Origin of the sequence: Marinobacter salinisoli (assembly GCF_017301335.1) — a bacterium.
Taxonomy (GTDB): domain Bacteria; phylum Pseudomonadota; class Gammaproteobacteria; order Pseudomonadales; family Oleiphilaceae; genus Marinobacter; species Marinobacter salinisoli.
Window position 1 is genome coordinate 3,090,983 of record NZ_CP071247.1, and the last position, 26,308, is coordinate 3,117,290.

At 57.5% G+C, this 26,308-nt stretch carries 24 protein-coding genes and 1 tRNA gene; 16 read left to right on the forward strand and 9 right to left on the reverse strand.

The window, feature by feature from the left end:
- Positions 1-34: 34 nt before the first annotated feature.
- A complete protein-coding gene (locus LPB19_RS14105; RefSeq protein ID WP_206643523.1) occupies positions 35-2,020 on the reverse strand; it encodes an SDR family oxidoreductase in 1,986 nt (661 codons plus the stop codon).
- A gap of 380 nt (positions 2,021-2,400) precedes the next feature.
- On the opposite strand from LPB19_RS14105, the gene LPB19_RS14110 reads away from it, so the two are divergent.
- Together LPB19_RS14110 and LPB19_RS14115 are read left to right on the forward strand one after the other, a co-directional pair.
- Entirely contained in the window at positions 2,401-2,700 is a 300-nt protein-coding gene (locus LPB19_RS14110) for a hypothetical protein (RefSeq protein ID WP_206643524.1), read from the forward strand.
- Between the two features lie 99 nt (positions 2,701-2,799).
- Positions 2,800-5,667 (forward strand): insulinase family protein, encoded by a 2,868-nt coding sequence (locus LPB19_RS14115; protein WP_206643525.1) that lies wholly within the window; start codon positions 2,800-2,802, stop codon positions 5,665-5,667.
- On the opposite strand, the gene LPB19_RS14120 is transcribed toward LPB19_RS14115, so the two are convergent.
- Both LPB19_RS14120 and LPB19_RS14125 read right to left on the reverse strand, forming a co-directional pair.
- A complete protein-coding gene (locus LPB19_RS14120; RefSeq protein ID WP_206643526.1) occupies positions 5,639-6,283 on the reverse strand; it encodes a TIGR04282 family arsenosugar biosynthesis glycosyltransferase in 645 nt (214 codons plus the stop codon). The two genes, LPB19_RS14115 and LPB19_RS14120, sit on opposite strands and share 29 nt — an antisense overlap.
- Positions 6,276-6,977, reverse strand: a complete 702-nt coding sequence (locus LPB19_RS14125; protein ID WP_228289124.1) for a TIGR04283 family arsenosugar biosynthesis glycosyltransferase — start codon at positions 6,975-6,977, stop codon at positions 6,276-6,278. Before LPB19_RS14125 ends, LPB19_RS14120 begins: the two co-directional genes overlap by 8 nt.
- Before the next feature lie 84 nt (positions 6,978-7,061).
- Here LPB19_RS14125 and LPB19_RS14130 point away from each other — a divergent pair.
- The 6 genes from LPB19_RS14130 (at position 7,062) to LPB19_RS14155 (ending at position 10,081) form a co-directional block, all read left to right on the forward strand.
- A tRNA-Arg gene (locus LPB19_RS14130) sits at positions 7,062-7,138 on the forward strand.
- Positions 7,139-7,394: 256 nt separating this feature from the next.
- Positions 7,395-7,970: a hypothetical protein gene (locus LPB19_RS14135; RefSeq protein WP_206643527.1), complete on the forward strand. Its 576-nt coding sequence runs from the start codon at positions 7,395-7,397 to the stop codon at positions 7,968-7,970.
- 103 nt (positions 7,971-8,073) lie between these two features.
- A complete protein-coding gene (locus LPB19_RS14140) occupies positions 8,074-8,337 on the forward strand; it encodes a hypothetical protein (protein ID WP_206643528.1) in 264 nt (87 codons plus the stop codon).
- A gap of 69 nt (positions 8,338-8,406) precedes the next feature.
- On the forward strand, positions 8,407-8,913 hold the full coding sequence (locus tag LPB19_RS14145) for a hypothetical protein (protein ID WP_206643529.1): 507 nt from the start codon (positions 8,407-8,409) through the stop codon (positions 8,911-8,913).
- Between the two features lie 118 nt (positions 8,914-9,031).
- On the forward strand, positions 9,032-9,424 hold the full coding sequence (locus LPB19_RS14150) for a carboxymuconolactone decarboxylase family protein (protein WP_206643530.1): 393 nt from the start codon (positions 9,032-9,034) through the stop codon (positions 9,422-9,424).
- Positions 9,425-9,637: 213 nt separating this feature from the next.
- Complete coding sequence (locus tag LPB19_RS14155) at positions 9,638-10,081, forward strand: YtoQ family protein (protein WP_206643531.1); 444 nt, start codon at positions 9,638-9,640, stop codon at positions 10,079-10,081.
- An 80-nt stretch (positions 10,082-10,161) separates the two neighbouring features.
- Here LPB19_RS14155 and LPB19_RS14160 read toward each other — a convergent pair whose 3' ends face one another.
- Positions 10,162-10,548, reverse strand: coding sequence for a DUF302 domain-containing protein (locus LPB19_RS14160; protein WP_206643532.1), 387 nt, complete (start codon positions 10,546-10,548; stop codon positions 10,162-10,164).
- A gap of 134 nt (positions 10,549-10,682) precedes the next feature.
- Here LPB19_RS14160 and LPB19_RS14165 point away from each other — a divergent pair, with 134 nt between their 5' ends.
- Entirely contained in the window at positions 10,683-11,966 is a 1,284-nt protein-coding gene (locus tag LPB19_RS14165) for an MFS transporter (RefSeq protein WP_206643533.1), read from the forward strand.
- 114 nt (positions 11,967-12,080) lie between these two features.
- The gene (locus LPB19_RS14170) at positions 12,081-13,325 is read left to right on the forward strand and encodes a glycerophosphodiester phosphodiesterase family protein (protein ID WP_228289125.1); all 1,245 of its coding nucleotides are present in this window, start codon (positions 12,081-12,083) and stop codon (positions 13,323-13,325) included.
- A gap of 84 nt (positions 13,326-13,409) precedes the next feature.
- Here LPB19_RS14170 and LPB19_RS14175 read toward each other — a convergent pair whose 3' ends face one another.
- Positions 13,410-14,153: an ElyC/SanA/YdcF family protein gene (locus LPB19_RS14175; protein WP_206643534.1), complete on the reverse strand. Its 744-nt coding sequence runs from the start codon at positions 14,151-14,153 to the stop codon at positions 13,410-13,412.
- Between the two features lie 372 nt (positions 14,154-14,525).
- Between LPB19_RS14175 and phbB the strand changes: the two genes are divergently transcribed.
- The 3 genes from phbB to phaC all read left to right on the forward strand — a co-directional run bounded on the left by phbB (position 14,526) and on the right by phaC (position 17,608).
- Complete coding sequence (gene phbB / locus LPB19_RS14180) at positions 14,526-15,284, forward strand: acetoacetyl-CoA reductase (protein WP_206643535.1); 759 nt, start codon at positions 14,526-14,528, stop codon at positions 15,282-15,284.
- An 81-nt stretch (positions 15,285-15,365) separates the two neighbouring features.
- Positions 15,366-15,755, forward strand: coding sequence for a phasin family protein (locus LPB19_RS14185; RefSeq protein WP_206643536.1), 390 nt, complete (start codon positions 15,366-15,368; stop codon positions 15,753-15,755).
- Positions 15,756-15,832: 77 nt separating this feature from the next.
- Positions 15,833-17,608 carry a class I poly(R)-hydroxyalkanoic acid synthase gene (phaC, locus tag LPB19_RS14190; protein ID WP_206643537.1) on the forward strand — a complete coding sequence of 592 codons (1,776 nt, stop codon included), beginning with the start codon at positions 15,833-15,835 and terminating at the stop codon, positions 17,606-17,608.
- Positions 17,609-17,671: 63 nt separating this feature from the next.
- Here the strand turns inward: phaC and LPB19_RS14195 are convergent, their stop codons facing one another.
- A complete protein-coding gene (locus LPB19_RS14195) occupies positions 17,672-18,688 on the reverse strand; it encodes a GlxA family transcriptional regulator (RefSeq protein ID WP_206643538.1) in 1,017 nt (338 codons plus the stop codon).
- A 127-nt stretch (positions 18,689-18,815) separates the two neighbouring features.
- Between LPB19_RS14195 and LPB19_RS14200 the strand changes: the two genes are divergently transcribed.
- On the forward strand, positions 18,816-19,715 hold the full coding sequence (locus LPB19_RS14200; protein ID WP_206643539.1) for an alpha/beta fold hydrolase: 900 nt from the start codon (positions 18,816-18,818) through the stop codon (positions 19,713-19,715).
- 112 nt (positions 19,716-19,827) lie between these two features.
- Here LPB19_RS14200 and LPB19_RS14205 read toward each other — a convergent pair whose 3' ends face one another.
- Together LPB19_RS14205 and LPB19_RS14210 are read right to left on the reverse strand one after the other, a co-directional pair.
- A complete protein-coding gene (locus LPB19_RS14205) occupies positions 19,828-20,892 on the reverse strand; it encodes an NAD-dependent epimerase/dehydratase family protein (protein WP_206643540.1) in 1,065 nt (354 codons plus the stop codon).
- Positions 20,893-20,984: 92 nt separating this feature from the next.
- Positions 20,985-21,818 (reverse strand): helix-turn-helix domain-containing protein, encoded by an 834-nt coding sequence (locus tag LPB19_RS14210; RefSeq protein ID WP_206643541.1) that lies wholly within the window; start codon positions 21,816-21,818, stop codon positions 20,985-20,987.
- 358 nt (positions 21,819-22,176) lie between these two features.
- On the opposite strand from LPB19_RS14210, the gene LPB19_RS14215 reads away from it, so the two are divergent.
- Entirely contained in the window at positions 22,177-23,139 is a 963-nt protein-coding gene (locus LPB19_RS14215; protein ID WP_206643542.1) for an esterase/lipase family protein, read from the forward strand.
- Between the two features lie 49 nt (positions 23,140-23,188).
- Positions 23,189-24,208: a lipase secretion chaperone gene (locus LPB19_RS14220; RefSeq protein ID WP_206643543.1), complete on the forward strand. Its 1,020-nt coding sequence runs from the start codon at positions 23,189-23,191 to the stop codon at positions 24,206-24,208.
- 24 nt (positions 24,209-24,232) lie between these two features.
- Here the strand turns inward: LPB19_RS14220 and LPB19_RS14225 are convergent, their stop codons facing one another.
- Positions 24,233-26,260: an alkyl/aryl-sulfatase gene (locus LPB19_RS14225; RefSeq protein ID WP_206643544.1), complete on the reverse strand. Its 2,028-nt coding sequence runs from the start codon at positions 26,258-26,260 to the stop codon at positions 24,233-24,235.
- Between the last annotated feature and the right edge of the window lie 48 nt (positions 26,261-26,308).

The following is a 26,308-nucleotide window of genomic DNA, read 5'->3' on the forward strand; positions in this document are numbered from 1 at the left end:
CGAAGCGGGGTTTTTTGTCGTCATCCGACCGGTATTACCAGTAGATGCCTCGCATGATGGCCGCAAACGCAACCTGCTCGGTGGACACCTTCGGCTTCTCAGCAGACTTGCTGCCGGCCGCCGCAGCGGAATCCGGGAACATCCGGTAACCGGTGTTCATCACGATCTCACCCATCTTCGGCGCCAGGGCGTGCAGCACCTGGGCAAAGATCCCCAGGCGCGTCGCGATACGCTTCGGACGATACACGATCGCCTCCGCCACCATGTCGGCGGCTTCGTCCGGAGTCAGAGTCGGAACAGAATCGTAAATCTTGGTCGGCGCGATCATCGGTGTCTTCACCAGCGGCATGTTGATGGTGGTGAAGGTGACGTTGCGATCAGACCACTCGGCCGCCGCACAGCGGCTGAATGCATCCAGCGCTGACTTGGACGCCACGTAAGACGAGAACCGCGGTGCGTTGGTCAGTACACCGATGGACGAGATGTTAACGATGTGGCCACGACGCTGCTCCAGCATCTTCGGCGCGAAGCCCATGATCAGGCGCACGGAACCGAAGTAGTTCAGCTGCATGGTACGCTCGAAATCGTGGAAACGGTCGAACGACAGGTCCAGCGAACGACGGATGGAGCGACCGGCGTTGTTCACCAGCACATCCACCTGACCGTGGTTGTCCAGCACCGTCTTCACGAAGCGGTCACAGTCGTCCATGTCGGCGAAGTCGCACTGATAGGCGTGCACGTTGCCGCCCTTCTCTTCGAGATGGGCAACCACTTCATCAAGCTTTTCCTTGGTACGCGCGCCGATCACCAGAATTGCGCCGGCTTCTGCCAGTTTCTCAGCGGTCGCCAGGCCAATACCGGACGTTGCACCGGTGACCACACACACGCGGCCTTCAACGGTTCCGCGCAGGGTACGATCCTTGAACAGGTCCGGGTCGAGGTTGCGCTCCCAGTAATCCCAAACCACCGCGGCGTATTCCGGCAGGCGCGGCACTTCAATGCCAGTGCCTTTCAGTACACGCTCGGTTTCGCGGGCGTCAAAACGGGTCGGGTAATTGATGAAGGACATGACGGAAGGCGGAATGCCCATGTCGTCCAGCAGTGCCCCGGTCAGGCGCTTGACGGGCGGCAGGTTCTTCAGGCTCTGGCGAATGAACGGCGGAATGAAGCCGAACATCCGGGAGTCGATGCGCATGGCCATCTTCGGTGCGTGGCCGGCGTCAGAGAAGATGTTGAGAATCTCACCCACTTTGTAGGGGTCAGAATCAACGAGATGGAAGCAGTTGCCGTCCTCGCCGTCCAGGTGGGCAATGTGATCCATGGCGTTCACCACGAAATCCACCGGCACGATGTTCAGGCGGCCACCTTCGATACCAATGGTTGGCACCCATTGCGGGATCGCACGGCGAATCTTCTGAATCATTTTGAAGAAATAGTAAGGGCCGTCGACCTTATCCATCTCACCGGTCTTGGAGTGACCGATCACCATGCCCGGGCGATAGACACGGAACGGCACCTTGCATTCCTCACGAACGACTTTCTCGGATTCGTGCTTGGTCAGCAGGTACGGATGGTTGAGCTTCTCCGCTTCCTCGAACATGTCCTCGCGGAAGGTTCCCTTGAACAAGCCTGCGGCGGCGATGGAGGAAACATGGTGGAAACACTTGGCGCCCATGGCCTCGGCAGCTTCGACCGCCGCACGGGTTCCCTCAATGTTGGCTGCCTGCTGGGACGCTTCGTCAGCACCCATGTCGTACACGGCAGCAAGGTGGAAGAAATGATCAATGTTGCCCTTGAGGGACTTCATGGTAGCGGCGTCAATGCCGAGATTCTTGCTGGTCAAGTCACCGATTACCGCTTTCACCTGCGATTCGTCAGCACCCCAACGCTCGCGAAGCTGGTCCAGTTTCTCCTGCGATTGCTCGCGCACCAGCACGTGGATCGTGCCACCGCGTGCCAGCAGTTTTTCAACGAGGAAACGGCCAATAAACCCGGTGCCACCCGTGAGGAAATAATTCATTGATTAGTCACCCTGCTTGTTGCTCTGTTTTTATCTGTCCATGTCAATGTTCACCTGGGCTCACGGCCAGGCGGTAAGCTTAAAACGTTAGCATTGTACTTAATTACGAACCGCATGTATCGAGTTTTTTTAGAGTTTTTGCTCTGTAAGTCATTGTTTTGAATTGAGCTTTTACTCTAATCCGGCACATACCCCATGGCTGCAACCTGTTCAGAATGCCTACACAATTTCCCGGTGACAAGCGTCCTTTATGGCAACAGTTAACCACCCAAGCTGCCGGGCACAAAGCAATGAAACCAGAACCCAGCAATGCCATAATCAGGAACTAATCGCCCCCGGCGACGTCTCCCATCAATGATCTCCTGAACGGAACCCACAGTATGAGTAAAGATAACCCTAATACTGAGCGTTACATCGCCATTGCCCGTGCCTGCCTGAAGGCCATCAACGACACAGCGGAAAATGCCGGCGATCGTGAACAGAAAATCCAGGCGGTCTACCAGGCTATCGATGCAGCCTTTCAGGCAGAGTTCGCGGAATACCGTCAGTCAGTGGCCATCATGGGCACGGTGCTGGAGCGGATTGCATCCGGCGAACTGAATCACGAAAAAGCGATCGATCTGGCCCGCAAGACCCTGGATCAGCAACCGGACAGCACCCGCAACGCGCTGATGCACTGATGCACTGATGCACTGATGCACTGATGCACTGATGCACTGATGCACTGATGCACTGATGCACTTGGCAGCTTAGTTGATCACCGGACACAAAGAGGCACTATGAGCACCGGCACCCCCAGAGACGCACGCATCCAGACACCCATTCGCCAGACACTCGCCCTGCTTACCCTGCTGGTGTTCAGCAGTCTGGCTGTTGCAGCCACGTCGCTTCAGAAGAGTCCCAACGACAACAACGACTACCGACTGGTTGAGCTGGACAACGGCCTGCGCGCAATTCTTGTGTCGGATCCGGACGCCGACAAAGCGGCCGCATCGTTGAACGTTGCGGTTGGCAGCGGTAACGACCCCCGGGACCGGGAAGGCATGGCACACTTTCTGGAGCACATGCTGTTTCTGGGCACCGAGAAATACCCGGAAGCCGGCGAATACCAGCAGTTCATCAAGAGTCACGGCGGGAGTCACAACGCCTTTACCGCGTTTCAGGACACAAATTACTTTTTTGACGTTGAAGCGAAGTTCCTGGAACCTGCGCTCGACCGCTTTGCCCAACAGTTCTCCGCACCGCTGTTCACGGCCGATCTGGTGGATCGGGAACGGAACGCCGTCCATTCGGAGTTCACATCCAAACTGAAAGAAGACGGACGCCGCTTATATTCAGTGAAAAAAGCCGGCAGCAACCCGGACCACGCCTTCAGCCAGTTTGCCGTGGGCAACCTGAGCACACTGGAAAACACCGAGGAAAATCCGCTGCGACCAGACCTGATCGACTTCTGGAAAGCGCAGTATTCCGCGAACCTGATGACCCTGGCCGTGTATGGGCCGCAGTCGCTGGATGAGCTGGAAAGCATGGTTCGCCCCCGATTTTCCGCCATCGAGAACCGGCAACTGACGTTACTGAAGCATCCTGAGCCCCTCTACACGGAGGCGCAACTGCCGGCCAAGGTAACCGTCGACGCCATCAAGGACGTCCGCTCACTGAACCTGTCCTTCCCCATTCCCTCTCAAGACGATAACTACCGCACCAAGCCGGCCAGCTACGTTGCCAACCTGCTGGGTCATGAGGGTCCGGGCAGCCTGCTTGACGTGCTCAAGCGGGCCGGTCTGGTTGAAGGCCTGTCCGCAGGGCTGGGCATGGATACCGGCAGCAACGCCACGCTGGAAATCAACATGGCGCTCACGCCCAAGGGGCTGACTAACCACGACGACATTCTTCCGCTGGTGTTTGAATACATCGACACCATTCGCGAGACCGGTATCAGCGAACAGTATTTCCACGAAATGCAGCAGGTTGCCCGTATGGATTTCCGTTTCCGGGAACAGCGGGACCCGGTACACGAGGCGATGTCACTGGCCGGCCAGTTGCGCCACTACCCCTATGAAGAGGTGCTAAGCGCACCCTGGCTGCTGGAACGCTATGCTCCGAAGCAGTATCAGGCGATCCTGGACGAACTGACACCGGACAACGTCATGGTGTTTATTCTGGCGCCCGATCCGGAGCTGGCCACGGCTCGCGAAACCCGGTGGTACGAGACCCCCTGGGCACTCACCCCGCTGGCTACCGAAGAGCTGACATCCGGCGCACCTGACGTGCTGGCGGCCCAACTACGCCTGCCGGCCGCCAACCCGTTCATCCCGGAGAACCTGGACATGGTGACCGGTGACACCATGGCAGAGCCGATGCTGCTGGGCACCCGGGACGGGCTCGACATCTGGTACGCAAGGGACACCCGTTTCGGCACGCCCAAAGCCAACGTCTACCTCAGCCTGCGCACTCCGGCGGCCCGCGCATCAGCCCGCAGCAGCGTGCTGACCCAGTTACTGGTTGACGCGGTGAATACCAACCTCAATGCCTGGGCCTATTCGGCCCGGCTGGCCGGACTGGATTACAGCGTTTACCCGCACCTGCGGGGCGTCACCGTTCGGGTTGGCGGATACAGCGACAAACTGCATACGCTGATTTTGCGGATACTGGCCCAGTTGTCCGACCCGGCCCTGACCGAGCAACGCTTTGAAATCGCCAGACAAAATCTGGTGGACAGTCTGGAAAACAAAGCCAAGGACCGCCCGGTGGAGCAGACCTCCGAATTCATCCAGACCGCCCTGCTCGAAGGCGTCTGGAGCACCGAGGACAAATTGATCGCGGCCCGGGCGGTGTCACTGGATGAGCTGAAATCCTTCTCCGAGGCGCTGTTCTCCCAGGTCGACCCGGTAATGCTGGCCCACGGCAATGTGACCCGGGCCTACGCCCTGAACCTGGCAGCCCAGGTTCGGGCAGTTGTTCTGGACGGCAATGCCATCACCGAGGTTCCGCGCAGCCGGGTTCGGCAACTGCCGGACGGCGAAACCGACGTGGCGATGAACGTGAATCACCCGGATACCGGGTATACCCTCTACATGCAGGGGACGGACACCAGCTACAAGGAACGCGCCCGATTCCGCTTGCTGGCACAAATCATCAGCAGCCCCTTCTACGAAGCCATCCGAACCCAGCAGCAGCTTGGCTACATTGTTTACGCCACCCCCTTCGAGATGCTGGAAACCCCGGCATTGGGCTTTGTCGTGCAGTCACCCACGGCCGGCGAACAGCAGATTGATGCGGCGGTCCGGGAGTTCTCTGCGGCGTTTGAAGACAGACTCAACGGTTTGGATGACGCCAGCCTGGCCAGGGAAAAACAGGCGGTGATCAGTTCGCTGCTTGAGCGCGACAGGAAACTGGGTGATATCAGCAACCGATACTGGCGGGAGATCGACCGGAACAACGATCAGTTTGATTCCAGGGAGCAGCTCGCCAAGGCGGTGCAAAACGTGACCAAAGAGGCGCTGCTGGAGACATACCGCACTGCGGTTCTGAACCGTCAACACAGCCTTCGGGTGGTTACCGGCGCCGAACCGGCAAATGCCGACAGCGAGCTAGTTCGTCTGATGAACCTGCCGCTGGTTACACCTCGCTCAGGGGCAGGCGCGTAAACCGCTCCCAGTCCTCCGGCTCATCCACGTCCCACCGGGGCTCCAGCAAATGCACGCGGAGCCCCAGTTCTTTCAACCGGGCACACGTCTGCGCCAGCACCTGAGGCGTGCCCCAGTCGATGCCATCCAACATCCCCGGCACCACGCGGCTGGCGCCAATGAGCACATAGCCGCCGTCTTCGGAAGGGCCGAGCGCCACATCCGCCTCTGAAAGCTTCAGCACGGCCTCGCGAATGTACTGGGGGTCCACCGACGGGCAATCACTACCCACGATCAGGGCGCGGCTGTGTTCTTTCAGGGCAACCTGGAGTGCAGCGAACATCCTCTGCCCGAGGTTCGCGCCTTGCTGGACCTTCTGCTCCAGCCCCGTCAGTTCGAGATTGCGGACAATGACTTCGCCATCGGTACAGGAAGGATCCGGCGCCCGATCCCACCAGAACTGCACCGGATACCCGGTGGTGTAAAGGTTATCCAGCACCGTCAGCGTTAAACGGACGTGCGCGTCCAGCGCCCCTGCCGGGCCAAGAGCCGGCATCAGACGGGTCTTTACCCGCCCCTGTTCGGGCCACTTGGCAAACTGCATCAATAACGTAGAGGAAGGATGATTTTCAGGCATTGCGGACATCCGATCGATATTCTCGTGCCAGGGATTCCGGGGATTCACCACGCCAGTAGCGCCAGCGCAATCGCCACATCAGAAAAATCGTACGCCAAGGGCCCTGCTTTTCCCAGCGACGGCTGTCGGTAATCACGGGCGAATCGACACAATAGGGGCGCGACACCAGCCGGAGACGCCTCGACAACTCAATATCTTCCATCAGCGGCTGCTCGCGGAAGCCACCCAGCGCCTCGAACACCCCCTGCCGAACAAACACGGCCTGATCGCCGGTGCAGATTCCCGATAGACGGGAGCGCGTATTCATGAACCAGGCAATTACCCGAAACAGCGGCCGCCGGCCACTCAAACGCACATCAAACCGGCCCCAGGCGCTGCCGGACTCGTTAAATCGGAGCAAATGCTTCAGCGCACTCGCAGGCAATCGGGTATCGGCGTGCAAAAAGAGAAGGACATTGCCTGTGGCGACCCGGGCGCCGGCGTTCATCTGAACGGCCCGCCCCTTGCCGGCGCATACCAGCCGGTCACACAGGGGCTCTGCCAGCGACGCTGTCCCGTCGTCACTGCCGCCATCCACCACAACCACCTCATGCCCGGCCTGACGCAACGGCTGGAGTGCTTGCAGGGTTTGCTGAATTGCGGCGGCTTCGCGCCAGACGGGCATAACGACAGTTAGTTTGAGAGGTTCGGACAAAACTCGCTCCGCAAAACAAGGGCACCGGTAACACCTTGAGCCATCAGTCTCAGGCGGCTATCATACCGCCCTTCTCACCGAAATGCCCCCGTAGCTCATCTGGATAGAGCGTCCCCCTCCTAAGGGGAAGGTAACAGGTTCGAGTCCTGTCGGGGGTACCACCTTCTGGGTGCCAGAGTTTCCGACTGTTCTTATCACCCTATTTTGGCCACTCCAGCTACGTTAGCTGACATAAGTCACCAGTTCTGGCCGGCCCTCTCCATTTTCCCACCCAACAAAAGCGGACATTGGGGCGGACGGCGCTCTATCCCTTCGTTGAGCACGGTTACCTCCCGGAGATCAGCGGCAATTGTCGCAAAACTTCGTTAACTGAGGGCCCAAGGGCTTACAAGCCTATGAAAGTTATGGAATAGTACTGTGAGTCGATATTGGGATATGCGCACCGGCATTGTGCGTAAAAAGCGACAATCTGCGTATATCCCGGCGCAACGCATTCAAAGATGTGCTCGTAGATCTTTGATTATTAATAATAAGAAGGCGAATGGAGCGTTTTCCCCGCTTTGTGATATACGCATGCGGGATATACGTCATTTGTCGCTGAATCAGCTGTTCGTTTTTAAGGAGTATGTCATGAGGTTTTTGGTGCTGTTTTTGGGATGCGTATGGGCCTTTGGTGTGCACGCCATCGAAGGAATCAAGGTAGATGACTTCAAAGCTGCCGCAATTGCCCATATTCAAAAGGAGTATCCGAAGGTCGCTCCGGATGATTTGGTGTTCTACGATCTCGACATCTCAATATTAGACAAAGATCTGAAAAAAAGTCGTTTGCGGCTTGGTTTTATTGATGAGAGTTCTCGTCATTCCAACGGGAGTTCTCCTTACGCTTATGACACATACATCGTTAATTTCAGCCTTATTTCAGGAGATTTTGTTCAGGCGCATAAGGGGTTCTGGGGAGGCTATGAGCCTGCTTCGAGCGATGCCATTAAGTAAGGATCTGCAAAGAAACTAACAAGGCCAGGCACGCGACGCCCACCGCATTGCGGCTTCGCCTCCATGCCGTGGCCGCGCATGCTGGCTGGCGTTATGAGTCTTTATGAGAAGAAACGCCCAAAAAATCACTCTTGGAGATAGGTTGGCGTTTGCTTTTTTCGGCGCTGTTAGCTCCTTTATTACAGGCTCGGTGATCTACGTTTTTATCGTGCACGTTATGACCGATCTTCAGGTTGGATTTCTGCCTGGGTTCTATCCGGTCCTCATCTTCACCGCGTGTATGAGTGCTTTGGGATTCATCACCGCTAATGACTACCTATTTAAAATGCTGTTCGGTCTTTGGCGCGCGATTATCAACCTTTGGTAAACGTAGGGCTCATAGCTAATTCCGCTGCCGCGCCAACTCGGCGGCTTATTCAAGGCGTTAAAGGTACAAATGAAACCTACCCACTATTTCGCAATTTTAGTTCGGCTGTTTGCGATCGTATTGGCAATATACGCGGTTCGACAGTCCGCTTTTTTGATCGAGATGCTGAGGGATGGTGACGTTCAAGGCTATGAGCTGTCCTTTACTTTTACCTTGGTTTCAACTCTGTGCCCTTTGATCGCATCGGCACTGCTGTGGTTCTTCCCGATGACGGTCTCGCGCATTGTTATTCGCCCTGAATTGGATCAGGCTTTTGAGCCCATAGGTGTAAAAGACCTGCTTACGGTACTGGTGCTGGCAATTGGCGTTTACGTTTTCTACTTAACTGTTTCTGACGCTGTTTACTGGATAACCCTTTGGCAGATGAGCCAGGATAGCTACTCTGATGCCGCCCTATACTTAGGGAACGACAGCAAAGCAGCCATGCTCACTACTGTGATTGAGCTTTTTATTTCGTTAGGGCTTTTGCTGCGGGCAAGGACCATATCCGACCTGATCCTCAAGTTAACCCGATGACAACCTTTACCAAGTCGCTCAGGTTTTTTCCGGCCCAAAAGGGCCTCCATCGGACAGCCTTGTCAGGCCGGGCCGCCGCTTAGCTTGGCGTCACCATTTCAAAGAACCCGGAGATTGAATGAACGATAAGAGTCAGAAATTCCAAGAAGGTCTTGCGATACGTCGTGAAGTAATGGGCGATGCGTTTGTTGACAAGGCGTTTAACGCAGCAACAGATTTTACAATGCCCTTACAAGAATTAGTCACCGAAAATGCCTGGGGTGAGGTATGGGCAAGAGAAGGTATAAGCCGACAAACTCGAAGCTTGGTAACAATTGCTACGCTGGCAGCATTGAAAGCCTCGACCGAATTAAAGGGTCATGTACGGGGTGCATTGCGTAACGGGTGTACTGTTCAAGAAATCCAGGAAGTCCTGCTACATTCAGCTGTCTACTGCGGCATGCCATCGGGCATCGAGGCATTTAGATCCGCAAAAGAAGCAATTGAAGAGTGGCAGGCAGAAAACGGTTAACAAAACCAGGTTGGGGGCACGCTTGAAAGCGCGGCCAACGAAGCAGTGCAGTCGGTCATGTAGGTATGGACAGAAGCGCCCCCGGTCATCCATGATCCCATTCCCCGAATATCCGGCTTGTTCGTGACAGCCGACCAATGGCTTGAACAGACGGGTCAGTGCTCTGACCGTCTCCACAAATCACACCATCCAGTAACGACTGAGGCAAATTCCATGATCTGGACCGTATACCTTTCCGGCGAAATTCACACTGACTGGCGTGAGCAGATTCAGGCCGGCGCTCACGAGGCAGGCCTGCCGGTGGAGTTTACCGCGCCCGTGACCGACCACGACGCCAGCGACGCGGCTGGAGACCTGCTGGGCAAGCCGGAAAAACAGTTCTGGCGTGATCACCAGTCATCCAAGGTGAACAGCATCCGCACCAAGACGATGATTGAGCAATGCGACCTTGCAGTGATCCGGTTTGGTGACAAGTACAAGCAGTGGAACGCTGCGTTTGATGCGGGTTACTGCGCCGCGCTGGACACCCCTTACATCACCCTTCACGACGAAGACATCATTCACCCTCTGAAGGAAGTGGACGCTGCGGCCATGGCCTGGGCTCAGACGCCCGAGCAAGTGGTTGAGATTCTGAGATACGTCACCACCGCGAAGTAAGTAACCACTGGCCAGAATCGGCCCGGGGCAATACCTGTTCGCCGCGGGCCGAAAGTAACGTCATAACCGTTGAGCCGATATCAAATCGCCTCAACAACCTCCGCCAGCATATCCCTCACCTGCCCCGCGACTTGTTTCAGCTGATCATTGTCGATCGCGCTCATGGACGACAGGGGATCAATCGCACTGACCTCAATACCCTCCGGTATCTCCCGAAGAATCACGTTGCAGGGCAACATGGCCCCCACCCTGGGTTCCACACCAATGGCCTGCCATGCCATAGTTGGATTGCAGGCACCCAGAATGCGATAGGCGTCCATGTCCTTGTCGAGCTTTTTCTTCATGGTGGCTTTGACATCGATCTCCGTCAGCACGCCAAATCCCTTGTCTGCCAGCGCCCTGCGGGTACGTTCGTCGATTTCTTCGAAACCGGCACCCTGAATCACTCGGTTGATGGTGTAAGACATACAGACTCCTTTTTTCATCGGGATTACGTTTGCTATAGGTTTAGCACTCCAAACGGAATTTTGTAGGTATGATCGGCTTGGCCCGCTTTCAGGCATGACCACACACTCCCGACCCACCAACGGCAAAGCACACGATGGATCGTCCTAACTCCGCCTATCCGCTGCCCATGACACTCGCCACCCTCGGTGCCCTTTACCTGGCGCAGGGGCTTCCCTCCGGGCTTTTTGCTCACGCCCTACCCGTGTTCTGGCGGGAAGCCGGCGTCAGCCTGGCCTGGATTGGCGCACTCAAACTGCTGGCCTTACCCTGGGTACTCAAGGTCTTGTGGGCGCCGAAAATCGATCAGAGCCTGCAACGCGGCACCGCGCCGGCCCAGTGGCTCACGCGCCTGCAATTGCCAGCAGCCCTGCTTCTGTTCGCTCTGGGTTGGATTGGGCTTGCACCTGCCGGCTCCACCCTGTTTCTGGTAACGGCACTGGTGCTGACCATCAACCTTCTGATGGCGACTCAGGATATCGTGACCGATGGGCTTTCCGTTCGCTGGATTCCGGCACGGTGGCGCGGCCACGCGAATACCGTTCAGGTTGCCGGCTACAAAGTGGGAATGTTAGCCGGTGGTGCGCTGCTGCTGATGCTCGCCCAGCAACTGCCGCACGTCGCGGCCATTGGCATTCCGGCCACCCTGCTGATTGTGCTGTACCTGCTTGTCCGTCGCTACGCCCCCATGCGAGCACCACTATCTGGACAAGCCATTGACCCCACGCATGCCCATGAGGTTCGGCAGGACAACACTCAGCCCTTCCGGGAAGGGTTCGTCGGCTTTCTGCACCGCCCCGGCATGGCGTTCTGGATAGCGATACTGGCCTGCTACAAAATCGCCGACGCCATGGGCTCTGGAATGATTCGCCCCATGCTCACCGACGGCGGATGGACCTCCGCAGACATCGGTACCTTTACCCTGATCACGACTTTAGCCGGCCTGCTGGGCGCCGTTCTGGGCGGCTGGCTTTATCAGCGGTTTGGCAGCCGGCGCAGCCTGATCTACGCCGGGCTTGCCCAGGCGGCCACCATGGCGGCCTGGGCAAGCGTCGCCACGGCGGGTGCGGACGTGGCGCGCGTCTACAGCATCGGTCTGCTGGAACAGTTGGCTGACGGCTGCTCAACCGTTGCCTTGTTTGCCGTCATGATGAACCTGTGCAGGAAAGACTGGGCCGGAACGGATTTCACCCTACAGGCGTCGATTCAGGTGATCACCGCTGGCGTATTCGGTGCGGTGGGTGGCGTGATCGCCCAGTTTACCGGATATGCCACAATGCTCGTTCTGGCCGGGATTTTGGGCCTCGCAGTGCTGGCGCTGTTTGCGTTGAAAACCCGAAAGCAGTATCGACAGCTGTTCGATCTGCACAAGGATGGTTAGCCATCTGCGGGAAAGATCAGGGCATTCATCGCACCGAGATAGCCCTATCATCGCATTAATGGCCAGCCAGGCCGGCCCGACAATCCTGAGCTGCATAGTCAGAAGGAGCCGAAAATGCGCCGTTCCACGGGAGTGAAAAGGGGCTTGCTGACGCTGCTCTTCGCTTGTCAGGGCTTTGCCGCCCATGGCGAGGCCGACGACCGGACCAAACAAGCGGTTGAGCTCGGCCCCAGGCCGATGTATCTGGTCGACAACATGAAAGACAGCCCGCTCAAACGACAGCTCGAATCCTGCGAAACCGACGCCATGAAACCCAGTGACTTCTCCATCGGTCACCGGGGTGCGCCACTGCAATTCCCCGAGCACACCCGCGAATCCTACGTTGCTGCGGCCCGAATGGGAGCCGGCATGATTGAGTGTGACGTCACCTTCACCAGGGACCGGCAGCTGGTCTGCCGACATGCCCAGGACGACCTGCACACCACAACCAACATCGTGACGATCCCGGAACTCAACGCCAAATGCACCCAGCCATTCGTCCCTGCGGATCCCGAATCAGGCACTCCCGCCAGGGCCGAATGCCGCACCAGTGACATCACTCTAGCCGAGTTCAAGACCCTCCGGGGCAAGATGGATGGCTACAACCCCGACGCCACCACACCAGACGAGTACCTCAACGGCACCGCCAACTGGCGAACCGATCTGTATGCCAGCGATGGCACTCTGCTAAGCCACCGCGAGAGTATCGAGCTGTTCAGGCAACTGGGCGTCAAGTTCATTCCTGAGCTGAAGCGGCCGGTGGTCGCTATGCCTTATGAGAACGACTACAGCCAGCAGGACTATGCTCGCCAGATGATCAACGACTACATCGAGGCGGGCATACCCCCGGGCGACGTCTGGCCGCAATCGTTCCATCTTGCTGACGTGCTGTTCTGGGTTACCGAGATGCCGGCGTTCGGGCGCCAGGCAGTGCTTCTCGATATGAATGCCATCACGCCTGAGAGCAGCTACCTCAAACCCATGAAAAGGCTGAAAGCACAAGGAATTAACATCATCGGGCCTGCGCTCTGGAAGCTGCTGAGCCTGAACGCCCGCGGCGACATTGTGGCGTCCAGCTACGCGAAAAACGCCCGCATGGCGGGGCTGGACATAGTGGCCTGGACAGTGGAGCGCAGTGGCCCGCTGACAAGCGGCGGTGGCTGGTATCACCAGACCATCACCGACGCCATTGACCGGGATGGCGACACTTTCGAGGTGATTGATGCCCTGGCCCGCGATGTTGGCGTAATCGGGATTTTCTCAGACTGGCCGGCAACCACCACCTACTACGCCAACTGCGTTCGCCGGAGCCGCCAGTGAATGGCTAATCACATTGTGATGCTCGATGTTCTCAAGCGGCCGGGCAGCATTGGCATCGGTGCATCGTCCACGACCAGGTGGTGATTAACCCAGTAATGCAACCAGCCGCTGCCAGAGCATGCCCAACACCTCGTAGAATGCTCGCTCCGACTTCAGCTGATTGCTGGCTTGCACACTCAGGTCCGGTTGCTCACTGCCGAGGCGGATGGCTGGCGCAGGTATTGGCTCCAGGCCATGGCGCTCGAAAAACCACATTGCCCGTGCCAGATGGGAAGCCTCAGTGACCAACGCAAAGCGCTTGCCCTCCAGCCACGGTTTCATTTGCTCGGCCTCGTCCCCGGTGTCCTTTGGTTCCGGAAACCGGCGAATTCTGCCTTCCTCAACTCCCATGTCGCTGGCAATTTTCGCGACCATATCAGCATGGGGAACCGGGTCGTTTCGAGCGTGCCCGGAGACAAACAGCTCGGCCTGCGGATTGGCGCGCAGTATCCGAAGGCCCTCGATCAGCCGGTACAGAGACGAAGAACAGAGCTGGGCCGCGGGTGGAACCCGCTGATCACTGCTATGACACCCCCCCAGGACCACCACAACCTCCACCGTCTGAGACAGATCAAAGGCCGCATACTCAGCCTCGATCACACCCACCAACCGGTTGGCCACAGGCGCCCAACTGGTGAGAAACAGCAGGGCCGCCGCGGTCACAAGCGTCAGTCTCGCCATACGCGGCCAGACCCTGAGCATCAGGATTCCACAGGTCATCAACGCGAGGGTAAGAGGGATGGGCATCAGCATCAGGCCGATGAGCTTTTTTAATTCGAATGCTAGCATAGTGGATGTCTACGTTGTGGGAGGATTAGGTTGCCTTCAGAGAAGAACCCTCTCATCAGTACACTCAGTTGCACGTGTGCCAGCGATAAAGCCCCCAGCACAGATTTGCCAGAGAATACCATGCCTCGCCCTGTGAATTGGCTCGTGCCTGCCTGCTAATCAGGCATGGTGCCTGAGCTCCGAAAGCAGACATTCGTTACTCAGCATTCATCGCTTCAGTCTGATAGGCGCTCGCCAATTTGATCTAGCTCAAATCAACTGAAGAGACCTGCAAAAAATGCCACGCCTTTGGGGCCAATGTGATCTGAGACAATTTTTAACATTTCAGTTTGCAGTTCAATGAAGCGTCAATAAAAACAAGGAGGCTGCATCATGGCGAATCAGGAAAGTTCACGAGTCGCTCTCGTTACGGGCGGAACGCGCGGAATTGGCGAAGCAATTTGCAGAGCCCTCAGCGAGGCCGGCTATCAGGTTGTCACCACCTACCGGAATCCCAATCGGGAAGCTCAGGCCCGAGACTGGCAGCAAACGCTGGCCGGCGAGGGTATTGAGGTCGATCTGGTACAGATGGACGTTTCCAGCCCCGAAAGCTGCGAACACGGTGCCAAGGATCTTCTGGCGCGTTATGGTCGCCTGGATGTGCTGGTGAATAACGCTGGTATCACCCGTGATTCAGTCATGAAAAAAATGCCTCTGGATGCCTGGCAGCAGGTAATCCATACAAACCTGGACGGTGTCTTCAACGTTACCCGGTGCTTCCTGGATACCCTGCTGGAACAGAAGTATGGCCGCATCGTAAACATTTCCTCCATCAATGGCCAAAAGGGTCAGTTTGGCCAGGTAAATTACTCTGCCGCCAAGGCCGGCGTTCATGGATTCACCATGGCCCTGGCTCAGGAGACCGCACGCAAGGGCATCACGGTGAACACCGTGTCGCCAGGGTACGTCAGCACCGACATGGTGATGGCCATTGATGAGGGCGTTCGCGACAAGCTGCAGGCGCAAATTCCGGTCGGTCGTTTCGGCCACCCCCAGGAAATCGCCCGAATGGTCGAATTCCTGGCAGACGAGAAATCCGCGTTTATCACCGGCGCCAACTTCCCCATCAACGGTGGAATGTTCATGCATTGATGCTGGATTTCCGATGATCGACGGAGCCCGGGCCACCGGGCTCCCGAAATACCCCCCAACCTCAACAGAAGGAATTGATTCATGTTTACGGACACTTTGAAATTCTCAGCAGAGCCTGTAACCCGCCTGAACAAGCTGGTGATGAACACCTGTGAAAGCCTGGTAGATGCCCAGATCGCCAGCCTTCACGGCTATATGGGTTTGCTGGAAGAACAGGCCAAGTCTGCCACCGCAATCCGCGACTTCGACGGCATCAAGGGCTTCGTTGAAGAGCAGCCCCAGCGTTTCAGCCAACTGGTAGAGCGCGTATCTGAAGACTTCAAACAGTTTTCCAAAGTAGCCGAAGACTTCCGCAAAGACGCTGGCCAGGTGTTCCAGTCTGAAGACGAACCTGCAACCGGTGGCAAGCCAGCCGCTCCGGCAAAACAGGCGTCTGCCGGCACAAAGAAACCCTCTGCCTCAAGCAACTAAACCCGGCTCTCTGATTCTGGCCAGCTACCAGAAGCCTCCGGGGCTGGTCAGAACCCGTTCGATTACTGAGGAAAACCATGGAATCCGTCACCCGATTCGCGAAAGACTACGTGAGGCACGCTTCTGCCCTCATGAAACAGTCACAGGAAATGGTGCTCAAGGGCTTGAACCCGGCGAAGACGCTCACCCCGGACAACTCGTTTGTGATGGACGTAACCACCAGCCTGACTGCCGCCTTTCGGGAAGCCATTGTCGATCCTACCAAGGTGATGCAAGACAACAGCGAGCTCGCTCGACGCTACTGGCAGTTGACGCAAAACATAGCCCTCAACGCCATGCGCCAGCCAGTCGAGCCGGTGGTGGCGCCTGAGCGCAGCGACCACCGGTTCGATGACGACGCCTGGACGCGCAACCCGCTGTATTACGCTATCGCCCAGATGTACCTGATCAATTCGGAATATCTTGAGAAGCTGACCGACGACCTGGACGGCCTGACCGAAGAGAACCGGCGCCAGCTCAGCTTCATGACACGGCAGTTCATCAGTGCGCTGGCGCCAACCAATTTCTTCATCACCAACCCCGAAGCGGTTCGCAAATGCCGCGAAACCTGGGGGCTCAGCGTGGTGAAGGGCCTGGAAAACTTCTATCGGGATATCATGCGAAGCCGGCAGCTGCTGAACGTCTCCATGACCGACGACCAGGCCTTCGAAGTGGGTGCTAACATCGCCACCACCCCCGGCAAAGTGGTGTACGAGAACCGGCTGTTTCAGCTGATTCAGTATCAGCCGACCACCGAAAAGGTGCATCAGACTCCGCTGTTGATCGTGCCGCCGTTCATCAACAAGTACTACATCCTGGACCTGACGCCTGAAAATTCGCTGGTGCGCTGGCTGGTCAGCCAGGGCCATACAGTATTCATCATGTCGTGGGTAAACCCGGATGAGAGCTACCGGGAAACCACTTTCGAAGACTACGTTCAGGAAGGCGTTCTGGAAGCCATGGACGCGGTCGAGGCCGCCACCGGCGAGCATGAACTGAACACCATTGGCTACTGTGTCGGTGGAACCCTGCTGGCCACAGCCATCGCCCACCTGAAAAAGGCCGGCGACAACCGGGTAAAATCCTCCACCTTCTTCGCCACCCTGCTGGATTTTGCCGATCCGGGGGAAATCGGCGTTTACCTCAACAGCGCCACGATCAAAGCACTCGAGAATTACATTGAAAAAATTGGCTATTACGATGGCCGTTTTATCGCGCTCAGCTTCTCAAGCCTGAAAGAGAACAACCTGATCTGGTCGTACTTTGTTAACAATTATCTCAAGGGCGAGCCACCCCTGCCCTTCGACCTGCTGTACTGGAACTCCGACTCCACCAACCTGCCGGCAGCCATGTACAAGTACTATCTGCGGGAAATGTATGTGAACAACAAGCTGCGGGAACCGAACGCGCTGACCATCGCCGATACCCCCATCGACCTGTCGAGCATCGACACACCGGCCATGTTCGTCTCAGCTCAGCAGGACCACATTGCCCTGTGGAAATCCACCTACGCGGGCTACAAGCTGTTTTCTGGCGAAAAGCGTTTCGTGCTCGGGCAGTCTGGCCACATCGCCGGTATCGTGAACCCGCCCGAGCCGGGCAAATATGGCTACTACGTAAACGACACGGAAGCCGACACCCCGGAAAACTGGTTCGACGGCGCCACTCACGAGCACGGTTCCTGGTGGCCAAACTGGCAGGACTGGGTTAGTAAATTTCAGGGTGATGACGTGGAAGCACGAATTCCGGGGGATCGGAAGCTGGAGGTGATTGAGCCGGCCCCGGGACGCTACGTGAAGAAGCGGATTCTCTGAACATCGTGCGTCGGTGATGATCAAGCCTGTTAATCGCTTTGAGGTGGCCCCAAAGGCTTTCCTTCAGGCTTGGGCCTTCAACTCCTTCGGCACCGCGTAACTGAACCGCTTTCGATACTGCTCCATGGTACAACCCACTGTGCGCTTGAACAGCCTGCGGAAGGAGCTGGCATCTTCATAGCCCACCTGCCAGCTGATCTGCGCCGTTTGTTGCTGGGTTGACTCCAGCAGGTGCTTGGCCGCTTCGACCCGCAGCTGCTGCAAATAGCTCAAAGGCGATTCGCCCGTTGCTTCCTTGAACCGGCGTTTGAAGGTCCGTGCTCCCAGGCCAGCAACACTGGCCAAGTCGTCGATGGCAATGTTATCGGCGAAATGCTGCTCCAACCAGTTTTGAGCCTTTTGTATAGCGGCGTCATTATGCGCATCACTGCCAATGAAGATCATGTAGGGAGTCTGATCGACACGTCCGCCCTCCAGTAGCTGCAACTTGCTGCAGGCCGACGCAATTGCTGGTGAAGACAGACGTTCAACAAGATACAGGCACAGGTCGATAAAAGCCGAAGCTCCACCGGCACAGACCACCTGTCCGTTATCAACCAGAAGTTGATTCTCATCCAGCTTCAGTTCCGGATAGCGCTGACGAAACATCGCGGCGGCTCGCCAATGCGTCGTCGCTACCTGTCCTGTCAACAAACCGGCTTCTGCCAACACGAAGCTGCCGGTACAGACACTCGCCAGCAACGCACCTCGGTCGGCGGCCTTTTTCAGCCATGGGTTCAACGAACTGACTTTCTCAAGATAGTGGTCGAGATCTTCCGATTCACCCACGGTCTCCAAACCCGAACCGAGCACAATAACATCAGCGGCAAAGGTTTCTCGACGGGTGGTGGGCACAACCAGGGCACCGCTGTATGCCCGCACTGGCTCATCGTCCAGGCTGACGATATGGCAGTCGAATAAAGGCTCACTGCCCGCCATCAATGCTTCGTGACAAAAATTGGCGGTGACGAAGAAGTCCAGCACACCGTGTATACCGGACGCGTGACAACGTGGCAGGGCAACGATAGCGATCTCTATCACGGCCATGTCCTTTTTGGCCTTGACTATGTCAAATATGACACTGCACCGGACGGACGGCAAGGCGTACCCTGACACTGACATCTCATACTCATACGGCCAACCGGTCGGATTGAGGGAGGCTACAATCATGAAGATTCATCTCGGAAACCTGTCGGAATTTGCCCACGGCTCAGTCCGACACCCCCCCAAATTAAAGGACATCCAGCACGACGCGCTGGCCTTTGGGCTTGAGTTTTACGCCAAAGTGTCCACTGACGGCGCACAGCGCCTGATCGAAAAAATGGCGTTCACCCCCCATCGCCCGACGCTGCCCATTCCCTTTGAGGACCTGCTGGATGACGCCGACAGCCACACGCAACTGCACTATGGCAATAACATTCTCCCGGTATATTGCTGGGGCGATGGGCCAACCATCGTCGGTGTGCATGGCTGGTCAGGTTCCGGCATTCAGTTTGGCGCCTATGTAGAGCCGCTCGTGGAGGCCGGGTACCGCGTGGCACTGTACGATGCACCGGCCCACGGTCGTGCTCAGGGGTCACATACGGACCTGTGCGAAATGACCGAGGTATTGACCAAAGTAGGCCACCATTTGGGCTCCGTTTACGGCATTATTGCCCACTCAACCGGTTGTATCGCTGCCGGCCGGGCACTTGTGGATGGTCTGGAAGCCGATCGCGTAGCCATGCTGGCGCCACCAGCCACCTATTCCGATGTCGTGGATCAATTTGGCGCTGAATTGGGCCTCTCGGATACCGCCTTGGCCAGTCACCGCCAACATCTGGAAGAGCGGCTTGGTGAAGATGTCTGGAACAGGCTGGCTCTGCATGATCTGGCGTCAGATCTGGAGCAGCCGGGGCTGGTGGTTGTTGCTGAGGACGACCAGACAGTGCCGGCATCGCACAGCCACTTGGTCCATCGTAACTGGACAGAGTCCCAGCTGCTGAAAACGCAGGGCCTGGGCCACAATGACCTGATTGGCCACCCCGACGTGGTTCAGGCAGTGACCCGTCACATGACGGGCCAGTGACCGTGGCAACCGCTGAAGATCACCAACCCCTTGCCGCGGCTGAAAACCGCGGTTTTTTTTGGGGCGTTGCAAGCCGGGGTGATGATGCCACCCCGGTGTTTGACGGGATTTATCAGCGTTTGCGCAACTGCCCGCTGTCGATCATCTGCTGGAACATGGCTTCCATGGATTCTTTCATGGACCGGTACGACAGCCCCAGTTCCCGGGTGCCCTTACTGTTATCGGCCTGCCACGGAAGATCCACATTCCGGGCGATCATCCGCCGGGTAGTACCCTTGCTGACGAGTGGCCCTACCAGCCACACCAGCCACTTCGGCAACGCCTTGCGTGGAATCGGATATTGGTCGCCGTACTTATCCAGCAACGATCCAGCCAGTTCCACAAGGTCGGTATTGTGCCCCGAAACGATATAACGCCCGCTGGCCTCCGGATTAAATCCAGCCTGGAAGTGGGCCTCTGCCACATCTCTGACATCCACAACACCCAGCCCCATGCGCGGCGCACCGGGTTTTGAGGAACCATTACCCATTTGCTTGACGATGTTAAAACTTTCCGAGGTCGCCCGCGGGTTAATGCCGGGGCCAATAACCAGGGCGGGATTGATGGTGACCAGGTCCCATCGCTTCTGCCCTTCGGCTATCTTCCAGGCCTCCTTTTCGGCCAGCGTCTTGGAATAGGCGTAGGGCTGGTGGCTTACCGAGGAACTGGTGTTCCAGACCGACTCATTCAGTGTGCCATCAGGCAGGGACTGCAAATCGACGTTATCGCCATAAATCGCCACAACACTGCTGGTCACCACCACACGTTTGACGCTTGGCGTCTTGTTTGCCTGCTCCAGCACATTGCGGGTGCCCCGCAAAGCCGGATCCACCAGTTCTTTTTGTGGATCTTTCACGTCGAGGACGAAAGGTGAGGCGGTGTGGAACACAAGCTCACATCCTTCCATGGCTTCGGCGTAACTTCCGTCCTGCAACAGGTCGGCCTTGAAATACCGGATTTCACCGGGTGCCTGCTCGGCCAGCCGGTTCAGAAACTGGAGCTTGTCCGAAGCACTTGGATCACGAACAGCGGCGTGAACGGTCATGCCCTCATCCAGCAAACGCTTTACCAGCCAGCCGGCAACGTAGCCGGTCGCGCCGGTAACCAGTACAGGGGCGTTACGATTAATCTCGGTCATTTCTGGGTTCCTTTCAAAAACGGTAGCAACAGACCGCATTGTACCGGATGCACTCGAACCGCATGTGCGCTGCGGCAAGATTTAACACTCTGCTAAGCCCCGGCTTGAGCGGGGGAACTGGCCACCCCCGTATCCGCACTCAGATCCGCCGGCACCACCAATCGCGTACGGACCAGTTCGCTTAACACCTCGGAAGGCCGCAGGCCGAGGGTAGCCCTGAAGGTGTGGGAAAAGTGCGCAGAATCGGTAAATCCCGCCTGAATCGCCGCATCCGTCAGCGAACGTCCGCGGGCCACATTGATCGCCGTGACGAACAGTCTGTGCCACTGACGATAGCGACGGATGGGAACACCGACCTGCTGCCGGAACAACTGAACCAACCGGGGAACCGATAAATTTACCGCCTCCGCCAGGTCCTTTACCGAGCGATTTTCGGCAACCGAATCACGGATCATTGCGACCACCGCCGCAACCCGGGGGTCCACGTCCGGATAAGGCTCAGCTTCTGGATTGATGACATGCTCCAGCGCCTCAAAACCGCTGCCATCATCTTTCGCCGCATTGAGCATCAGCTCGCAAAGATCCCGGAGTTCCGCTTCCCTGACAAAGCCACGATAAAGACCGGATTCATGCGCCCTCATCTGAGGCAGCAGCAACCGGTAATCCTGTCCGAGCGCGTCGAGATAACAGGTTCCCACTCGCGCCGTGCCCGGATCCACCGTGGCTTTTTCCCCCGGCCGGAGCAGCAGGCTGGTGCACGGCACGGGCGACACCATCGTCGGCGTCCGGACACGGAAAGGAGCATCCAGGCTGACCGTCAACGACGCGGCCGCCTGGCTGAACTGGATGGCGCGCCCAGGCCGGCCCACGTGAAGGGTACGGCGAGGCCACAAATACAAAACAGACCGTGATGGCTGGTGTTCCACGGGAGCTCCCCCGACATTCCAGGAACCCGCCCCCAGGCCACTCCGGAATCCTCAGGCTGTCAAGATTCCAGGCCCGGAGGCGTGTCAGACATTGTTGTTTTTGATGCCATGTCCATAGTACGCAAACCGGGCAAGGAACCCTCACCAGGCCGGCCAGTTCGTGACCAATACCCGCTTTTTTGGCCCCTTGAGCCCGAACAATCAATTCTTACAAGAACCCCAAAACACGATGCCATAGGGTATGTAGCCAGATGGTATCTGGGACTTCCCAGCCCGGCTGTAGCCATCCTGCAGTAACAAAAACAATCGCAGAAAGCTGCACATGCAGCCATAACAATTTCAATAACAAGGGAAAAACATGAGAACACTCTTCGTCGCGGCCATGATGGCCGTATGCCTGTGTACCACCCTGCCGGCTCAGGCAGGTTTCTTCAGTTCATGGTTCGACCGGAACGAGGCAAAAACCAAACACCCCATCGTGCTGGTCCCGGGCATTTTCGCCTTCGACACCATTGCCGGTATTGATTACTGGTATCGCATTCCGGCTGTGCTCGAGTCCGAGGGTGCGACGGTATTCGTGCCCAAGGTCAACGCCTTCGACAGCTCCGCGCTGCGCGGAGAATCTCTGATTGAACAGCTTGACGAAATCCGCGCGGCATCCGGTGGACGCATCAGCAAGTTCAACCTCATGGGCCACAGCCAGGGCGGTGTCACCTCACGTTATGTGATGAATGTCAGGCCGGATCTGGTCGCTTCGGTGACGACCCTCCACTCCCCCCACAAAGGATCGCCGGTGGCTGATCTGATCACCGGCGTGGTCCCGGAAAGCACCCTTCGCGGCGTCGCCTTTGAAGCATTCGCCAATGCAGTGGGAGATCTGGTCAACCTGCTGTCCAACAACAAACGCGACGACTCTGACATCTACGCCATGCTGGGTGAATTCAACAAGGCCGGGTCGGCTGCCTTCAACCGCCAATTCCCCGCCGGGGTCCCCACCAGTGATTGCGGAGAGGGACCATCTCAAGTCACCATCAACGGCCATCGCATCCGCCTCTACTCCTGGAGCGGCACCTCGTCGTTCACCACCGGCGTTGACCTTTCCGATGCCTTGTTCACCACGACCGGTCTGGCCGTCAGCGGGCCCAGCGACGGCATTACAGGCCAATGCTCCAGCCACTTCGGCAAGGTCATTCGGGACAATTACCGGATGAACCACATCGACGTGAATAACCATCTTTTTGGTTTGGTGTCATTGTTCGAGACACGCCCGGAAGCCCTGTTCAAGAACCACGCAAATCGGCTCAAAAAAGCCGGTCTCTGAGCCATAGTGCCTGTGCGTCCATGGGGGCGCACAGGCCGGAGTTGTGACCATGACCCCGAAGATCATTCTCCCGTCTATCGCGGCCACAGCGGTGATTATCAGCTTATGGTTTGGCCCCGCCACCCAAACCACCGACGCCCCCGCCCTTGCCCACGAAACCCGGCATGAAACACCTGGCTCCCCGTCGCCGCCCGAGTTAACACAGCCGGCGGTTGTCACTCAAGAAAACCCGCGATTACCAGCCGAGTTGGCGGAAACCCTGAGTTACGTATCCCTTGAGGTGGACAGCCTTGGCAATCTGGTTCCCAACGCGGATCTTCGACAGCTGTTCGACATGTACCTCTCCGCCCTGCAGGAGCATTCTCAGGAGCAGGTTCTGCAATGGCTCGATCAAGCGCTTTCCGAGACTCTGTCGGGCCGCCCTCAAGCCCTCGATCAGGCGCGAAACCTGCTGGACCGCTACATAACGTATCGCCTTGCGGTGGGCGAGCTTGCCGAAACCAGTGCGCCCTCGCTGACGCCAGACGGGTTCGATCTTGAGGTCCTGCGCTATCGGCAACAGCAGTTGCAGGCGCTCAGAAATAGTCACTTCGTCGCCACCGAAAGCGATGCCTTTTTCGGGTTGGAGGCAGTTCAGGATCGCTACACGCTGGAGTATCTTTCGGTGTCTCACAGCGGAAACCTGAGCGAAACCCAGAAGCGCCAAGCGCTGGAGGCCCTGGAACAGACGCTACCGGCGCAGTTACGAGAACTCCGGCACCGCACTACCCGGCACGCCGACGTATACGATCTGGCGCGCTCGCTCCGGGAAGGTGGCGCCAGCCCCGCCGAGATCTACCAGGCAAGAGCCGAGACGCTGGGGGACGAAGCGGCTGCAAACCTGGCAGAACTGGATCAGCAGCGGGCCGACTGGCAGCGACGCCTGAGAGCGTTTTCAGCAGAAAAAACCAAGATCACCCGGCAGAATTTGCCTGCCAGGGCCGAAGCCGAGGCTATCGCCATGCTGATTCAGCGCAATTTCTCCGGTACCGAACGGCTCAGGGTGCAGGCGTTGGCCCCGGAGCTCTAGCCGGGGCCAATAGCGGAAGGGCCTTCAGGGCGTAACGATATTAAAGTCGCCCCCGGGTTTGTCCAACAGACTGAAGAAGCCAACCAGGTCGAGCTTACTACCCTCAAAGCTGATCTCATCGCTGAACAGCAATTCCTTGAGCCCGGCGTTGCCAACAAGCAGGTCAACGAAGATCTCACGGGTTACGTTCAAGCTGGCGTCCGCCGGCGTATCGCTACCGACACGGCGATTGCGCAAAACGGAATTCTGCACGGTCAGCAGATAACTTTCCTGGAGGTCGGTGAACGTCACTTTGATCGTGTGATGCTCGTCCTCGGCCTTGTCCGCATTGAGATTAACCGCCATGCTGTCGAAAAATAACGACACCGGCGTGTGGAGCAACACCTCTCTCATCATGGCCGGATTGAGACCTTCTTCTGGTGCCCCGTGGCGCAACTCATACGCCCCGGACAAATAGAAATCCCGCCAGGGTGCAGACTCGGACCGGTACCCCAGCTGGTCGTATACCCGTGCCAGTAACTCTTTGGCCTCTTGATTGTCCGGTTTCGCGAACACCAGGTGATTAAGCAACTCCGCCAGCCAACGGTAGGTATCGCGGCTGTCACTGGCATCCATTCCCGCGGCCCGTTCAAACTCCTGCCGGGCACTGTCGAGCACCTGCTGAGCACCACCCATCATCCTGATGTACCGGGTTGCCACCTCGGGTTCCGGCAGAGGATCGAGCTGCGCCGGGTTGGCACTGAACCACCCCATGTAATTCTGGTAAACCGCCTTGGCATTGTGGGACACCGTGCCGTAGTAACCCTGATTGTGGAAATCTGTGGTCAGTGACGGCGGTAACCGAAGCTGATTTGCTATCTCGCGGGGGGTTGCTCCCTGATTCATTAACCGAACGGTCTGGTCGTGGATAAACTGGTATGTGTCGCGCTGCTTGGCCAGGAAATCCTGAATGTTGTCCTGCCCCCACAACGGCCAGTGGTGGCTGCCAAAATACACATCTGCGGCGGAAAACCGGGTTCGCGCTTCCTCAATAAAGCCGCTCCAGATACGAGCGTCCCGCACCTTTGCCCCACGCAGCGTGTAGAGGTTGTGCATGTTTCGGCTGACCAATTCCGCACCGCAAAACGCGTTCTGATCCGGCAGGTAAAAGGTGAACTCTGCGGGCGCCTCGGATCCCGAGACCATTTGGAACACCATGGGCACACCATCAACCGTGAGTTCAGTGCCGGTTTCGCTCACAAGATCGGTCGGTTTGGCAAAGCCATAGGTTCCGAAGGCGGGAGACTTGCCCAGCCCCGTCCCGATGTGCCCATGAGCATCACGGGCAAGCCGCTTGCCGTACATGAACATCGCTCGGCGCCCCATGGCGGAACCGGCAATGATGTTTTCGCTGGTCGCTTCATGCTCAAAACCAGCCGGAGCGATGATGCGCAGATTGGCTCTCTCCTCGTCCGAGAGATGCTCAAGCACACCCTGAACGCCGCCAAAGTGATCAATATGGCTGTGCGTGAACAGAACCGCCCGAACCGGTTTTTCCCCCAGATGCTCCCTGGCAAACAGAAAAGCTTTGCTCGCCGTTTCCGCTGCTGTCAGGGGATCAACCAGTATCCAGCCGGAATTGCCCTCAATGATCGACATATTGCTCAGGTCGTAACCCCGGACCTGGTAGATTCCATCGGTCACTTCGAAAAGCCCATGGATATTGTTCAGCGCGGCTTGCCGCCAAAGGCTGGGATTGACCGAATCCGGCGCGTTCTCGCCCTCGCTGTCAATGAACTGGTAATCCTGAATGTCCCAGACCTCGGCGCCATTGCTATCGAGGACAAGCAGCTCCGGATCCTGCGCAATGAGGCCGCGGCGCGCATTGTCAAAATCCTCACGGTTGGCGAACGGCCGCTCCTGCAACATCAGCTGATTGGCCTCACGGGTACTGGCGGTGGGTGCGCTGTGACCAGATGCACTGGTCGCAGACGCCAAGTCCTGCGTGCCGTCACAGCCGACCAACGACGTCGCCAGCAATGCCCCGAGTAACGTAATGGCAGATCGATTCATGACAATCCTGACTGGTTGTTTTTATTGGAAATAAGACTGAAGTGTAGC

Coding starts and splice junctions, on each gene's coding strand:
- LPB19_RS14105 (WP_206643523.1), bottom strand. CDS start 2,020: ATGAATTATTTCCTCACGGGTGGCACCGGGTTTATTGGCCGTTTCCTC.
- LPB19_RS14110 (WP_206643524.1), top strand. CDS start 2,401: ATGAGTAAAGATAACCCTAATACTGAGCGTTACATCGCCATTGCCCGT.
- LPB19_RS14115 (WP_206643525.1), top strand. CDS start 2,800: ATGAGCACCGGCACCCCCAGAGACGCACGCATCCAGACACCCATTCGC.
- LPB19_RS14120 (WP_206643526.1), bottom strand. CDS start 6,283: ATGCCTGAAAATCATCCTTCCTCTACGTTATTGATGCAGTTTGCCAAG.
- LPB19_RS14140 (WP_206643528.1), top strand. CDS start 8,074: ATGAGAAGAAACGCCCAAAAAATCACTCTTGGAGATAGGTTGGCGTTT.
- LPB19_RS14145 (WP_206643529.1), top strand. CDS start 8,407: ATGAAACCTACCCACTATTTCGCAATTTTAGTTCGGCTGTTTGCGATC.
- LPB19_RS14150 (WP_206643530.1), top strand. CDS start 9,032: ATGAACGATAAGAGTCAGAAATTCCAAGAAGGTCTTGCGATACGTCGT.
- LPB19_RS14155 (WP_206643531.1), top strand. CDS start 9,638: ATGATCTGGACCGTATACCTTTCCGGCGAAATTCACACTGACTGGCGT.
- LPB19_RS14160 (WP_206643532.1), bottom strand. CDS start 10,548: ATGTCTTACACCATCAACCGAGTGATTCAGGGTGCCGGTTTCGAAGAA.
- LPB19_RS14165 (WP_206643533.1), top strand. CDS start 10,683: ATGGATCGTCCTAACTCCGCCTATCCGCTGCCCATGACACTCGCCACC.
- LPB19_RS14170 (WP_228289125.1), top strand. CDS start 12,081: ATGCGCCGTTCCACGGGAGTGAAAAGGGGCTTGCTGACGCTGCTCTTC.
- LPB19_RS14175 (WP_206643534.1), bottom strand. CDS start 14,153: ATGCTAGCATTCGAATTAAAAAAGCTCATCGGCCTGATGCTGATGCCC.
- phbB (WP_206643535.1), top strand. CDS start 14,526: ATGGCGAATCAGGAAAGTTCACGAGTCGCTCTCGTTACGGGCGGAACG.
- LPB19_RS14185 (WP_206643536.1), top strand. CDS start 15,366: ATGTTTACGGACACTTTGAAATTCTCAGCAGAGCCTGTAACCCGCCTG.
- phaC (WP_206643537.1), top strand. CDS start 15,833: ATGGAATCCGTCACCCGATTCGCGAAAGACTACGTGAGGCACGCTTCT.
- LPB19_RS14200 (WP_206643539.1), top strand. CDS start 18,816: ATGAAGATTCATCTCGGAAACCTGTCGGAATTTGCCCACGGCTCAGTC.
- LPB19_RS14205 (WP_206643540.1), bottom strand. CDS start 20,892: ATGACCGAGATTAATCGTAACGCCCCTGTACTGGTTACCGGCGCGACC.
- LPB19_RS14215 (WP_206643542.1), top strand. CDS start 22,177: ATGAGAACACTCTTCGTCGCGGCCATGATGGCCGTATGCCTGTGTACC.
- LPB19_RS14220 (WP_206643543.1), top strand. CDS start 23,189: ATGACCCCGAAGATCATTCTCCCGTCTATCGCGGCCACAGCGGTGATT.
- LPB19_RS14225 (WP_206643544.1), bottom strand. CDS start 26,260: ATGAATCGATCTGCCATTACGTTACTCGGGGCATTGCTGGCGACGTCG.